The sequence below is a fragment of the Trichloromonas sp. genome (assembly GCF_041583255.1).
Lineage (GTDB): Bacteria > Desulfobacterota > Desulfuromonadia > Desulfuromonadales > Trichloromonadaceae > Trichloromonas.
This window is the reverse complement of the sequence record NZ_JBFHGD010000087.1, coordinates 1-12,911: the sequence shown is the minus strand read 5'-3', so window position 1 is coordinate 12,911 and position 12,911 is coordinate 1. Positions and strand designations below refer to the sequence as shown.

The following is a 12,911-nucleotide window of genomic DNA, read 5'->3' as shown; positions in this document are numbered from 1 at the left end:
GTACCATGACGCCACCGGCGAATCGGCAATGGAGACAATTCGATCCCCGACCTCCATCCCGGCCGCCTGGGCCGGCATCCCCGGAGCAAGAGCACCAACAATGGCTTCCTGGCGGGGCAACAGCCCCAGCGACTGCAGCCCCTCAAGGCCGCCCTCCTCCGGGCTCATGGTCAACACCGACGAACTGCCCGCTCTGTCCACCTGAAACTCCAGGGACGAGCCGACATGGGCGATCAGGGCATGACTGGTGTCGGTCCAGGTGGCGACGGGGTCGCCGTTGATCGCCTCGATGCAGTCGCCCGGCTGAAAACCGGACCGGGCCCCGGGGGTATCGGCCGCGACATAGCCAATACAGGGGGGCTGATCGAGGTACGCCGGGAGATTCACCCCGACCATGTAGGCAATCGGCAGCACCAGAAAGGGGAGCGCCAGGTTCATTAGCGGTCCGGCCGCCACAATAGCGATTCGTTTCGACACCGGCTTGTTGGCGAAGGAGCGCAACTGGTCTTCGGGGGAAAGCTCGAGCGTTTCGCCGTTCTCGCCGACCCCCTCTCCGAGCATCTGGACATAGCCGCCCAGAGGAATGGCGCAGATCAGGTATTCCGTTTCTCCCCACTGACGGGAAATCAGGCGGGGACCGAAGCCCAGGGAGAACTTGAGCACTTTGACGCCGGACATCTTGGCGACAGCGAAATGCCCAAGTTCATGGACAAAAACCAGAATGCCGAGCAAAATGATGCCGGCAAGCAGTGTAATCATGCTACCTCCAGTCAGACAGACTTATTTATAATCCTGCGGGCTTCGGTGCGTGCCCAGCGGTCGGCCCGCAGGACCTCATCAATGTGCTCCAGCGGAGCCGCCTGGTGATTATCAAGGGTGGCGCGGATAAGCCCGGGTATATTGAGAAAAGATATTTCGCCGTTGAGAAAAGCCTCGACCGCCACCTCGTTGGCCGCGTTGAGCACAGCCGGGGCACTCCCGCCTTCACGCAAGGCGTCGTAAGCCAGGGCAAGACAGGCGAATCGCTGCATGTCAGGCATTTCGAAGGAAAGCGTGCCCAGGCGGCAGAGATCCAGGGGAGGCAAATCAAGGGGGAGCCGCTCGGGATACGAGAGCGCATAGGCAATCGGGGTTTTCATGTCCGGGATGCCGAGCTGGGCGATCACCGAGCCGTCCAGGTATTCCACCATGGAATGGACAATGCTCTGCGGGTGAATGTGAACGGAAATCTGCTCGGCCGGCAGATCAAAGAGCCAACGGGCTTCGATCACCTCGAGCCCCTTGTTCATCATGGTGGCGGAATCGATGGAAATCTTGCGGCCCATGCTCCAGTTCGGATGCGCCAGGGCCTCGGCGGGGGTCACCCGCTGAAGCTCGGCCAGCGCCCGGTTGCGAAACGGCCCGCCGGACGCGGTCAGGATCAGCCGCCGCACATCCCGCCGACGATGCCCTTCGAGAGACTGAAAAATCGCCGAGTGCTCGCTGTCCACCGGAAAGAGGCGGACCCCCTTGCGGGCCACCGCCGCCATCACCAGCGATCCGGCCGTGACCAGGGTTTCCTTGTTGGCCAGGGCGATATCCTTGCCGTTTTCGATGGCCGCCATGGTCGGAATCAGGCCGGCCGCGCCGACAATCGCCGACAGCACCATGTCCACATCGGCATGACAGGCGCAGGCGATGAGGCCCTCAATGCCGGAAACGATCTCGGGAGCACCGGCCCCCAAAGACCGTTTCAGTGCATCGGCATCGGCCGGGCTGAGGACCGCCACCAGGCGCGGATTAAACCGGCGGATCTGCTGCTGCAGCAGCTCGAGGTTACGGCCGGCCGTCAGCGAAACGATGCGGAACCGGTCAGGGTGCGCGGCGACAATATCGAGCGTGCTGACACCGATTGAGCCGGTGGAGCCGAGAATGGCAAGCTGCTTCATCAATAAATACCCGGGGGCTGGAAAAACCACAGAGCATAGTAATAAGCCGGGGCAAAAGCAAAGATCAGGCTGTCGAGCCGGTCAAGAATCCCGCCGTGACCTGGAATCAGGGTTCCAGAATCCTTGACCCCGAAACTGCGCTTCAGCATCGACTCGAACAGGTCGCCGACCTGGCCCAGTGCGCCGAGCCCGACCCCCAGCAGCAGGCAGTCGACAACTGACAGCTGCGGGAAAAATCCGTATTTGAAAAGCAAAGCGCCGACAAAACTGCCGACCAAACCGCCGATGGCCCCCTCGATGCTCTTATTCGGGCTGATGGCAGGATAAAGCTTGCGGCGGCCGAAGTTGATCCCGGTAAAATAGGCGGCGGAGTCCCCCGACATGACGATGAACAGGACGAGAAAAATCCATTCCTTGCCATGGGGAAGACCATGCAGCAGGGACAGGTGGCCGAACAGCAGGGGGAGATAAAGAAAACCGAGAAAAACCAGGGCCAGGTGCTGGATCACCGACTGCAGGTCGCGAAAACGGAGCAGGAACCAGCCGGTAAAAAAGAAGGTCGCCAGCGTCAACGCAGGCAGCGTAGCGGCGGCATTCAGGATCGGAACCAGGGTCAGCAGGCCGCCGACGGCGATAGCCGCATACGCTTCCGCCCTGCGCTCGGCCGGCAGACTCATCCGGTAAAACTCGGACAAACCGAGGAGAACAACCGCCAGCACCAGCAGGTCAAAAAGGACCGGGCCGGAATAGATAATAAACAGAACGAGCAGGGGAAGCGCAATCAGAGCGGTGAGTATACGCTGTTTAATGGTTTTCCTCCCCTTTGACCTGGGCAGCGATCAGACCAAAGCGGCGCTGCCGACGGGCATACTCCGCAAAAGCCTGATGCAGCTTCTGGCGGCTGAAATCGGGCCAGAGGTCTTCAGTGAAATAAAGTTCGGTATAGGCAAGCTGCCAGAGCAAGAAATTGCTGATCCGCATTTCGCCGCTGGTACGGATCAGCAAATCGGGATCGGGCAAGCCGGCGGTATCGAGGGTACGGCTCAACAAATCGTCATCGATGGCCTCGGCTGCAAGGCGGCCGTCGGCAACCTGGCGGGCCAGTTCACGGATGGCCCGAACCATCTCATTGCGGGCACCGTACGAAAGCGCCAGGGTCAACACCATTTCTTTATTGTTCGCCGTTTGCGCGACAGTGCGCCGCAGAACCTGCCCGACTTCCGCCGGCAGCCGGTCGATTTCGCCGATCACCTGGAAGCGGATATTGCGGGCGCACATGGTATCGAGTTCCGATTCGAGATAACGCCCGAGCAGCCCCATCAGGGCATTGACCTCGTCCTCGGGGCGCCCCCAGTTTTCGGAACTGAAGGCATAGAGGGTGAGATAGCGAACCCCGAGGGTGCGGCATTCCGCCACGATTTCCTGGACGGATTCGACGCCTCGATGATGACCGGCTATGCGCGGCAGCTGTCGCTGTTCGGCCCAGCGGCCGTTGCCGTCCATGATGATGGCCAGATGGCTGGGGATACGCATGGTGTCTACTCTGAATGAATTGGGTCAAAAGAGGAGTTAAGCTAACACGAAACAATGCCGGCAGGCAAGAGAGGATATCGGGGAGGGAGGTAAAGCAAAGGGGCGCCGTTTGGCGCCCCTTCTTCTGGACTTACTCGACGATGGCGCTGACCGGGCAGCTGTCGACGCAGGCGCCGCACTCGGTGCAGTCGTCAGTGATCTTGTACTTGTCGCCAGCTTCGACAATGGCAGCAACGGGGCAGGTGTCGACGCAGGCGCCGCAGGAAATGCATTCTTCAGTGATTTTCATGATATTTCTCCTTGTTGTATGGGATGGAGGGGGTTGGGGGTTAAAGCTCCATCACTTCCTTCTCCTTAACAGCCACGGCCTCATCGGCCATGACCACGAACTTGTCGGTCAGCTCCTGGATCTCCTTCTCGAGACGCTTGGCGTCATCTTCCGAGATTTCCTTATCCTTGGCAAGCTTTTTTACCGCATCGTTGGCATCGCGACGCACATTGCGGACGGCGATTTTGGCATCCTCGCCCATGCGCTTGAGCTGCTTGGCCATTTCCTTGCGGCGTTCTTCGGTCAAAGGCGGAATCGCGATACGGATCAGCATCCCGTCAGAAGTCGGGTTCAGACCAAGATCGGATTTATAGATGGCCTTTTCAATCTCCGGCAGCAGTTTTTTTTCCCAGGGCTGAATGGTGATCAGCCGGGGTTCGGGCACGGCCAGGGTGGCGACCTGGTTCAGGGGAGTCGGCGTCCCGTAGTAATCGATTTTGACATCATCGAACAGAGAAACCGAAGCACGCCCGGTGCGAACCCTGGTGAACTCCTTCTTCATCGACTCGATGGATTTGTCCATGCCCGTTCGGGCATTTTTAAGGATCTCTTTCGTCATGGGATTCAATCTCCTTTGACAATCGTCCCGATCGGCTCGCCAAGGACCACCCGCTTGATATTGCCCTGGCGGGTCAGATCGAAGACCACGATAGGCAGGTTGTTGTCCATGCAGAGCGAAGTGGCCGTGGCATCCATAACCTGCAGCCCCATCTTCAGCACGTCAAGATAGGTGAGACTGAGGAACTTGACGGCATCCTTGTCCTTGGCCGGGTCGGCATTATAAACGCCGTCGACCTTGGTTGCCTTGAGGATGACCTCGGCGCCGATCTCCATGGCACGCAGGCTGGCCGCGGTATCGGTGGTGAAGTAAGGGTTGCCGGTTCCGGCACCGAAAATCACCACCCGGCCCTTTTCCAGATGACGGACGGCGCGCCGGCGAATATACGGCTCAGCCACTTCCTGCATTTCGATCGCCGACTGCACCCGGGTCGTGACACCGACCTTTTCCAGTGCGTCCTGCATGGCAAGACTGTTCATCACCGTGGCGAGCATGCCCATGTAGTCAGCACTGGCGCGGTCCATGCCGCGCGAAGCCGCCGCCACGCCGCGAAAAATATTGCCGCCGCCGATAACCAGCGCAACCTGCGCCCCGAGATCGACAACGTCGCGGATTTCCTGGGCGATACCGGCGATTACATCGGGATCGATGCCATATCCCTGCTTTCCGGCCAGGGCTTCACCGCTGAGCTTGAGCAGGATTTTCTTGTAAACCGGTTTTAACTCAGCCATGTGCATCCTGTCGGGCTCCCCCCGCAGAGGAAGCCCTGTTCAGAGTGTCGACGTTTAAACTATTACTTGACCAGAGACGCCACTTCGGAGGCGAAATCATCTTCGCGCTTTTCGATCCCCTCGCCAAGCTGAAAACGGGCGTAACGGGTCAGCTTGACCGCGGCACCGAGCTCTTTACCCAGGGCATCGACGACCTTGTTTATTTTCTGATCGGGATCGATAACGTAAGCCTGTTCAAGCAGGCAGATTTCGCCGAAAAACTTGTTGATCTGGCCATCGAGAATCTTCTCGATGATATTGTCCGGCTTGCCGCTCTCTCTGGCCTTCACCCGCATGATGTCTTTTTCACGATCAACGACTTCGGCGGGAACTTCCTGGCGATCAAGGTACTGGGGGCTGGCGGCCGCAACGTGCATGGCCAGCTGCCGGGCCAGGGTAGCAACGCGCTCGTCGTCGCCCTTTTCGGTGCTCAGTTCGATCAACACGCCGATTTTGCCGCCGGCGTGAACATACGAAGCGACCACACCCGCGGCCGTCTCAAAGCGGGCGAACCGGCGCACGTTGATGTTTTCACCAATGGTCGCGACCTGGTGGTTCTGTTCCTCGGCAACCGTCCGCCCGGTACCCGGGAAAGGCACAGCCAGAAGAGCCTCGAGATCCTGCGGGTTGGCGGCAGCAACAGCCTCGGCAACCCCGGCAGAGAAGGCCTGGAATCCGGCGTTCTTGGCAACGAAGTCGGTCTCGGCGTTAACCTCGACGATGGTGCCTACAGCCCCCTCGCCGGCAGCAACGACCATCCCTTCGGCAGCAACACGGCCGGCCTTCTTGGCGGCGGCCGAAAGCCCCTTCTTGCGCAGATAGTCAACAGCCGCTTCCATGTCGCCGCTGGTTTCGCCCAGCGCCTTCTTGCAATCCATCATTCCCGCGCCAGTCTTGGCGCGCAGTTCCGATACCATCGATGCGGTAATTTGTGCCACTGCTATCCTCCTGTCGCCCGCCAAAAAGATTCGGCGGGAGAAAAGTTATAGTTATCCTTCTCGAACAGAAGGCGACCGCCCTGGCCGCCCTCTGTCCGACTCGGAACTTGATCAACCCTCAGACGAAACCTGAACTTCGGCAACAACCGGCTCAGCGACTTCCTCTGCCGTATCGGCGCCTTCGGCACCGGTGCGGATCTTGGATTCGCGGGCCTGGGCCCCTTCAATGCAGGCATCAGCCATCTTCGATGCAAACAGACGGATCGCACGGATCGCGTCGTCATTGCCGGGGATGATGTAATCGATGTCGTCGGGATCGCAGTTGGTGTCGACGACGGCAACCACGGGGATGCCCAGCTTGCGGGCTTCCTTAACGGCAATCGCCTCTTTCTTGGGATCGATGATAAAAACGGCACCGGGCTGCTTGGTCATATTCTTGATCCCGCCAAGGCTCTTTTCGAGTTTGGCGCGCTCACGCTCAAGCTGCAGGGCCTCTTTCTTGGTGATCAGATCGTACGTACCATCCTGGGCCATGGCCTCGATCTTCTTCAGACGATCGATGCTCCCCTTGATGGTGGAAAAGTTGGTCAGCATCCCACCGAGCCAGCGGTTATTGACATAATGCTGTCCGGCGCGGATCGTCTCCTCGGTAATGGCATCCTGGGCCTGCTTCTTGGTGCCGACAAAGAGAATCTTGTCGCCATTCTCCACCGTCTGCTTGACAAAATCGTAAGCGGAGCGGAAATAGCGGACCGTCTTCTGCAGGTCAATGATGTAGATGCCGTTTCTCGCCCCGAAGATATAGGGCTTCATTTTCGGGTTCCAGCGCTTGGTCTGGTGACCGAAATGGACACCCGCTTCGAGAAGCTGCTTCATTGTGATCTGTGCCATGCGATTGATCTCCTTCTGCTTGGTTGGTTTCCTCCGCTTCCGTCGTCCCTGCCGGGTTCCCTGCGGACAATCCGCTGGGCACCCCCCGCCAGGTCGGGAAACGTGTGTGGTATGGAATAACGTGTGTGTATAACATGCGGATGCCGGAGGGGCAAGTGAAAAATCGCCTGAAACTGGTTTACAAGCGCCATCACTTAGTCTAATATCCGCACCCATGTCGACCGGTAGAATTAACATTTATATCAGCAGGGAAATCGCTGTTCCGACCGTTCTCGGGCTGGTGATCTTCACCTTCATCCTGCTCATGGGCCGGATCCTCAAACTGGTGGAACTGGTCATCAACAAGGGGGTTCCGGCCGCCGACATCGCCAAGCTTTTCAGCTACCTGCTCCCCTCGTTTCTGGTCATCACCATACCCCTGGCTTTTTTACTCGGCGTCATGCTCGGTTTCGGCCGACTCTCTGCCGACAGTGAAATCGTCGCCCTGAAATCCTCCGGGATCAGCCTCTACGGCATGGTCAGGCCGGTAATCGCACTGGCCATCGTCGCCAGCCTGCTCACCGGAGTGTTGACGCTCGTTGCCGGCCCTTCGGGAAACCGCGCCTTTCGCCAGCAAATTTTCCAGATGGCTTCCAACCGGGCCAGCATCGGCATCCAGCCAAGGGTTTTCAACGACGAATTCAACAACCTCGTCCTTTACGCCAACAACACCGATGAGCGCCGGGGAACGTTCGAAGGGGTCATGATCTCGGACCAGCGGGCCGACCAGACCCCGGCCACCATCCTGGCGCAACGGGGCCGGGTCATTTCAGACCCGGAAAACCTGACCCTGACCCTGCGCCTGGAAAATGGCTCCCTGCATCGGTCGTCACCAGGCAAGGACTCGTACCAGATCATCAAATTCACCACTTACGACCTCAACCTCAACATAGGCGAAGAGTTGCAGCAAGCCGAGACGAAACAGCTGAAGCCGGCAGACATGGGGACCGCTGAGCTCAAAACGGCTCTCACCGCCCCGGATCTGGCACCGAAGAAACGGCAGAAAATGGCCCTGGAGTTCCACAAACGCTTCACCTACCCGCTGGCACCCCTTATTTTTGCGCTGGTCGGTGTCCCCCTCGGGATCCAGTCCCACCGATCGGGGAAAGGAGCCGGCTTCTCGCTGGCCCTGGTCGTCTTTCTCAGCTATTACCTGTCCCTTTCGCTGGCTGAAACCCTGGTCATTGAAGCGGATTACCCCCCCGCGTTCAGTCTCTGGCTGCCGAATCTCGCCTTTCTTGTCGGTGGCGCAATCCTCTTTCACCAGACCGCCAATGAAAAACGGTACGCCATTTTTGACTGGATTGTCGAAGCGCCGCGCCGGGTCATAAACTCCCTGCTGGCCGGAAAGGGTCGCTCATGACCCTGCTCAACCGCTATATACTCAGCATTTTCTACCGGCTCCTGCTGCTCTCCCTGACCGCATTCGTCGGCATTTTTCTGCTCATCGATTTCTTTGAACGAATCGACGACTTCCTCGAACACGGTGCTCGCGGTTCACTCTATTTCCTCTACCTGATCAACAACATCCCTATTGCCACCCTTCAGGTTATCCCCCTGGCGATTCTGTTAGCGGCCTTCGGAACCATCGGCGGATTAGCGAGAAGCAACGAGTTGACCGCAATCCGCAGCGGCGGCATCAGCATCTGGCGTATCATTTCCCCCCTGATTCGCGCCGCGGTTCTCTTCACCCTGATTTCACTGGCGGCCAATGAATACCTGATCCCCTTGAACCAGAAAAATATCAATTACATCAAGCGGGTTGAAGTACAGGGTAAGGCCGAAATCTTTCAAAAGAGTGACGACATCTGGTTCAGAGAAGGCAACCGGATCTTCAACATCCGGCTTTCACGCCCCGAAGAGGGACTGCTCAAGGGCGTGACGATTTTCGAATTCGACGACATTTTTCGCCTGGTCGAAAGAAAAGATTCACCGCGGGCGAGGTTTCTCAACGGGTCCTGGCTCTTTGAAAACCTGGCGGTACGCAGATTCGACCCGGAAAGCGGGATGATCGTCGATAGCCAGACCTTTCCGGAGACAGAACTTCAGTTGACCAAAAAGCCGGAAGACTTTATCGAAACCCAGCACAAAACCGAGCAGATGGGCTTTTTTGAACTGCGTTCGCTGATTCGACAACTGCAGAGCGAAGGCTACGACGCCCGCCGCTACAAGGTCGACATGCAGTCCCGACTGGCTCAGCCCTTCGCCTGCCTGGCCATGGCCCTTCTCGGCATCCCCTTCGCCCTGCGCAAGGGCCGTGGAGCCAGCCTTGCCCTCGGTGTCACGCTATCGGTAGCCATCGGAATTGTATTTTACATTCTCCAGGCCATGCTGATGGCACTCGGGTACTCATCGATCATCCCGCCCTTCGCCGCGGCATGGTCGGCGGTCCTCCTCTTTACCATGCTGGCCCTCTGGTTGCTCCTCTCCGCCCGCGACTGAAACACTCCGCAATCGGGCAGGCTGGGGCAAGCGGATCAGGCTCGCATCGGCCTCGCACAGAACCGTGCGGACAGGCCCCCGCATGGCTTCTGCCTGTTCCTCCCCTCAGCAATTCAGTGGCTTCCGACAGAATGCGTGAATCGCCTCCCGACAGCCCCGAAGAATCGACTCCAGATCCTGGCCGATGAAAAACCCGACACCCTGCGCCACACCTTCGCAGCCTGGTGTCTGACCCTGCGCATGGATCCGAACAGGCTGGTGCGGCTGATGGGGCACGGATCGAAGCAGATGGTTTACGAAGTGTACGGCAACTACGTGGAGGGATTGGAGCAGGACGCGGAAAAAATCAAGGCCTACTTCGGCGGGGAGGTTAACGGCCCCAAAAACAATCGCCATCCCCTCCCGTGTCGGAAGGAATGGCGAAAGTCCAGCGAAAGTCGGCACCTACATGTAGTCAAGTAGCCGATTTTATTAGTTAAAACTGGTGGAGGGCGCGGTGACCTGGCGCAAACCAGCCTCAACCCTCGACTTGCCCCATAAACTATTGATGTAACATCAGAAATAAAGCCCGCTGACATCCGGCGGCGGTTCATGTCAAAGGAAGCATTTTTCTCCCCCGATTTCCCTACACCGGACGCGGGTAACGGGTTTTCAGTTCAACCGGATACCGAAAATCGACCTCCAACTTCCCCGTCTTATTGTCTCCCAGCGGGATTGCTTCCGACAACCAATTCGGACGGTGGTTCGGTTCCCGAAAACGAAATCAAATAGAAACAGCGGCCGTTTCGATAAACCATTTGCATTTTCCGGCACGCCAAGCATGAATGACACCGGTTGCGAATACGAACAGGGAGCACCGGGCCATGCCATGATTGAATGCCTGAAACGAATTATCCGCGAATACCAGAACCTTGAGCCGCCGGGCGGTCTGCTGCCCAGGCGTGTCACCATTGGCAGTCTGCCGAGGAAGGTCTCGGTGGTCGCCGGCGTCAGCGGGAGCGGCAAGACCACTTTGCTGCGCCAGCGCATCCGGCAACTGATCGAGAGCGGTGTTCCCCGCGAGAACATCCTCTCTCTCGATCTGGCCGACGACCGACTCTACTGGCTGCGGCACGAAAACCCGGACCTCATCCTGGAGGCCTATTTCGAGCTCCATCCGCAGAAGCGCGGCAGCGAGACGGTTCACTGTTTTTTCGACGAGGTTCAGGCGCTCCCGCACTGGCAGCTCTTCATTGACCGCTTGATGCGCACCGAAAAATGTGAGGTCACTGTGACCGGTGCCTTGTTGCCATCACCGGAGGAGGAAACCGCCAGTCCCTTGACCGGTCGGATCGTCTCCTGGGAGATCTTCCCGCTTTCGTTCCGGGAGTTCCTCGACGGCAAAGAGATTGAGAGCGATGGCCCCTTATCCACCAAGCAGCGGCTGACCATCCAGAAGGCGTTCGAGGATTACTGGCGGGTCGGCGGTTTTCCCGGTGTCAACCGACGCGACCAGCGCCAGCGCATCGAGGCCCATCAGGCCAACTGGAACACGATTCTCGCCAGCATCATCGGCCACCATAACATCTCCCACCCTCGGGCGGTGATCGATCTGGCCCACTGGCTGGTGGACAATACCGGCTCCTATTACGCCATCAGCCACCTGACCGACTACCTGAAATCTCTCGGCCACCGGGTGCGCAAAAGCTCGGTGGTCGATTGGCTCGTCGTGTTCGAGGATGCCGGTCTGCTGTTCAGCGTGAACATCTTTTCCAGCTCGCCGACCCGAATCAGCATCAATCCCCGCAAGGTCTACTGGATCGACCACGCGCTGGTGACCTCGATCAGCTCCGGCATCCTCACCAACCGCGACAACCTGCTGGAGAATCTGGTGTTCACCGCGCTGCGCCGAGTGACGCCGGAAATCTTCTACCACAAGACCAAAACGGGTCGGGAGGTGGATCTTGTCGCGCTGCTGCCGTCAGCACCGGGATACGAGGGAACCATACTGCTGGTCCAGGTCTGCGCCTCGCTGGCCGATCCCCGCGTCAAACAGAGCGAAGTGCGCACCCTCTCCGAAGCCATGGTCGAGCTGGCGGTGGCGGAGGGGACCATCGTCACCTGGCGCACCGAAGAGACCATACCCGTGGGATTTGGCACCATCCAGGCGGTGCCGGTCTGGCGGTTTCTTCTGGAGATGGACTCACGAACCTAAAATAGCAGCTCGTCTTATTTTAGATTCGTGCCGCTTCCTAAAACTACGGTCGCCATCGGTTTGATCTCGTATCCCATGGCCCTATAGCCACGCTGGCGTTTGTCCCACATGCGGTTGAGCTGGGGCTGATCGGTTTCGGCGTAATCGTAGATGCGGACATCCTGCTTGTCGGCATGCTCCCGGTGCAGACGCCCTGCGTATTGCTGCAAGGTTCCCTTCCAGGAGATCGGCATGGCCAGCACCAGCGTGTCGAGCGGTGGATGGTCGAAGCCCTCGCCGATCAAGCGGCCGGTGGCGAGTAACACCCTCGGTGCCGACTCATTCAACGCATCCAGTTCCGCGAACACCGCCGATCGCTGCTTCTTCGACAAGCGGCCATGCAGGACAAAGCAGTGCTCGACCTCATCCCCCAGCGCCTCCCGCAACAGCGGCAGATGATGCGTTCGCTCGGTAAGCACCAACACCTTTCGCCCTTCGCGGTAGGCGGCCAGTACATCCCCGGCGATGCGACGGTTGCGGGTCGCATCGTTGGCGAGGATGCGGAACACATCCTGAATTGGCGAATCCGGCGGGATCTCCGGCGCTGGCAGCACCTTCGGCCAGACCTCCAGTTGCGCCGGGGCGGTTTCCGGTCTGGCTGCGCTGTGCCTTATCGGCCCGCACTGCATGAAGACGATCGGCTGATGCCCGTCGCGGCGTATCGGGGTGGCGGTCAGGCCCACCACGAATTTCGCCTTGGCTTGTTTGAGGATCGCCTCGAAGGAAAAGGCCGACAGGTGATGGCATTCGTCGATGATGATCTGGCCGTACTGGTCGAGCAGTTCGCCCAGGTCTTCCCGCCGGGACAGTGACTGCATGACCGCGATGTCGATCTTGCCGGACGTTTTCTTCTTGCCGCCGCCGATGACGCCCAATCCGCCTTTGGGGATTTCCAGAAACCCGTTCAACCGCTCCTGCCACTGACGCAGCAGTTCGGTGCGATGGACCAGCAGCAGCGTGCTCACCTTGCGCCGAGCGATCAGGGCGGCGGCAGTGACGGTCTTGCCGAAAGCCGTCGGGGCGCAGAGTACGCCGACCTCGTGCTTGAGCATCTCCCGCACCGCCGCTTTCTGGTCCTTGCGCAAGGCCCCGGTAAATTTGGCCGTCACCTTCCGTCCGGCCAAGCGTTGGTCCTGCAGCTCCGGGCGGATATCGTTCTCCTGCAACAGGTCGAGCACCGCATCAAGGCAGCCTCGCGGAAGACCAATATGTTGGGGGAAATTCTCGGCGCTACCGATGATGCGCGGCTT

14 protein-coding genes are annotated in these 12,911 nt (G+C 59.0%); 4 read left to right on the top strand and 10 right to left on the bottom strand.

Annotation, left to right across the window (positions count from 1 at the left end; all coding sequences use genetic code 11):
* The 9 genes from rseP to rpsB form a co-directional block, all read right to left on the bottom strand.
* The coding region (gene rseP / locus ABYV89_RS08760) for an RIP metalloprotease RseP (protein WP_432822572.1) at window positions 1–759 on the bottom strand (759 nt) is incomplete at its 3' end.
* 11 nt (window positions 760–770) lie between these two features.
* The gene (locus ABYV89_RS08755) at window positions 771–1,928 is read right to left on the bottom strand and encodes a 1-deoxy-D-xylulose-5-phosphate reductoisomerase (RefSeq protein ID WP_432822571.1); all 1,158 of its coding nucleotides are present in this window, start codon (window positions 1,926–1,928) and stop codon (window positions 771–773) included.
* A complete protein-coding gene (locus ABYV89_RS08750; protein WP_432822573.1) occupies window positions 1,928–2,725 on the bottom strand; it encodes a phosphatidate cytidylyltransferase in 798 nt (265 codons plus the stop codon). The genes ABYV89_RS08755 and ABYV89_RS08750 overlap by 1 nt, the downstream gene beginning before the upstream one ends.
* Window positions 2,726–2,732: 7 nt before the next feature.
* Window positions 2,733–3,461, bottom strand: a complete 729-nt coding sequence (locus ABYV89_RS08745; protein ID WP_432822570.1) for an isoprenyl transferase — start codon at window positions 3,459–3,461, stop codon at window positions 2,733–2,735.
* A gap of 130 nt (window positions 3,462–3,591) precedes the next feature.
* Entirely contained in the window at window positions 3,592–3,750 is a 159-nt protein-coding gene (locus tag ABYV89_RS08740; RefSeq protein ID WP_432822569.1) for a DUF362 domain-containing protein, read from the bottom strand.
* A 40-nt stretch (window positions 3,751–3,790) separates the two neighbouring features.
* Window positions 3,791–4,348: a ribosome recycling factor gene (gene frr, locus ABYV89_RS08735; RefSeq protein WP_432822568.1), complete on the bottom strand. Its 558-nt coding sequence runs from the start codon at window positions 4,346–4,348 to the stop codon at window positions 3,791–3,793.
* Between the two features lie 5 nt (window positions 4,349–4,353).
* Window positions 4,354–5,079 (bottom strand): UMP kinase, encoded by a 726-nt coding sequence (pyrH, locus tag ABYV89_RS08730; RefSeq protein ID WP_432822567.1) that lies wholly within the window; start codon window positions 5,077–5,079, stop codon window positions 4,354–4,356.
* A gap of 62 nt (window positions 5,080–5,141) precedes the next feature.
* Complete coding sequence (gene tsf, locus ABYV89_RS08725; protein ID WP_432822566.1) at window positions 5,142–6,056, bottom strand: translation elongation factor Ts; 915 nt, start codon at window positions 6,054–6,056, stop codon at window positions 5,142–5,144.
* 111 nt (window positions 6,057–6,167) lie between these two features.
* A complete protein-coding gene (rpsB, locus tag ABYV89_RS08720; protein WP_432822565.1) occupies window positions 6,168–6,947 on the bottom strand; it encodes a 30S ribosomal protein S2 in 780 nt (259 codons plus the stop codon).
* A gap of 214 nt (window positions 6,948–7,161) precedes the next feature.
* Here rpsB and lptF point away from each other — a divergent pair, with 214 nt between their 5' ends.
* The 4 genes from lptF (at window position 7,162) to ABYV89_RS08700 (ending at window position 11,622) form a co-directional block, all read left to right on the top strand.
* Complete coding sequence (gene lptF, locus ABYV89_RS08715; protein WP_432822564.1) at window positions 7,162–8,349, top strand: LPS export ABC transporter permease LptF; 1,188 nt, start codon at window positions 7,162–7,164, stop codon at window positions 8,347–8,349.
* On the top strand, window positions 8,346–9,428 hold the full coding sequence (lptG, locus tag ABYV89_RS08710; RefSeq protein ID WP_432822563.1) for an LPS export ABC transporter permease LptG: 1,083 nt from the start codon (window positions 8,346–8,348) through the stop codon (window positions 9,426–9,428). Before lptF ends, lptG begins: the two co-directional genes overlap by 4 nt.
* A 135-nt stretch (window positions 9,429–9,563) precedes the next feature.
* A complete protein-coding gene (locus tag ABYV89_RS08705) occupies window positions 9,564–9,890 on the top strand; it encodes a hypothetical protein (RefSeq protein WP_432822562.1) in 327 nt (108 codons plus the stop codon).
* Between the two features lie 358 nt (window positions 9,891–10,248).
* Entirely contained in the window at window positions 10,249–11,622 is a 1,374-nt protein-coding gene (locus tag ABYV89_RS08700) for an ATP-binding protein (protein ID WP_432822561.1), read from the top strand.
* Window positions 11,623–11,636: 14 nt separating this feature from the next.
* Here ABYV89_RS08700 and ABYV89_RS08695 read toward each other — a convergent pair.
* The coding region (locus tag ABYV89_RS08695) for a DEAD/DEAH box helicase family protein (RefSeq protein WP_432822560.1) at window positions 11,637–12,911 on the bottom strand (1,275 nt) is incomplete at its 5' end.

What these genes read in the sequence shown, in the direction of transcription:
- ABYV89_RS08755 (WP_432822571.1), bottom strand. Translation starts at nt 1,928, where the DNA reads ATGAAGCAGCTTGCCATTCTCGGCTCCACCGGCTCAATCGGTGTCAGC.
- ABYV89_RS08745 (WP_432822570.1), bottom strand. Translation starts at nt 3,461, where the DNA reads ATGCGTATCCCCAGCCATCTGGCCATCATCATGGACGGCAACGGCCGC.
- ABYV89_RS08740 (WP_432822569.1), bottom strand. Translation starts at nt 3,750, where the DNA reads ATGAAAATCACTGAAGAATGCATTTCCTGCGGCGCCTGCGTCGACACC.
- frr (WP_432822568.1), bottom strand. Translation starts at nt 4,348, where the DNA reads ATGACGAAAGAGATCCTTAAAAATGCCCGAACGGGCATGGACAAATCC.
- pyrH (WP_432822567.1), bottom strand. Translation starts at nt 5,079, where the DNA reads ATGGCTGAGTTAAAACCGGTTTACAAGAAAATCCTGCTCAAGCTCAGC.
- rpsB (WP_432822565.1), bottom strand. Translation starts at nt 6,947, where the DNA reads ATGGCACAGATCACAATGAAGCAGCTTCTCGAAGCGGGTGTCCATTTC.
- lptF (WP_432822564.1), top strand. Translation starts at nt 7,162, where the DNA reads ATGTCGACCGGTAGAATTAACATTTATATCAGCAGGGAAATCGCTGTT.
- lptG (WP_432822563.1), top strand. Translation starts at nt 8,346, where the DNA reads ATGACCCTGCTCAACCGCTATATACTCAGCATTTTCTACCGGCTCCTG.
- ABYV89_RS08700 (WP_432822561.1), top strand. Translation starts at nt 10,249, where the DNA reads ATGAATGACACCGGTTGCGAATACGAACAGGGAGCACCGGGCCATGCC.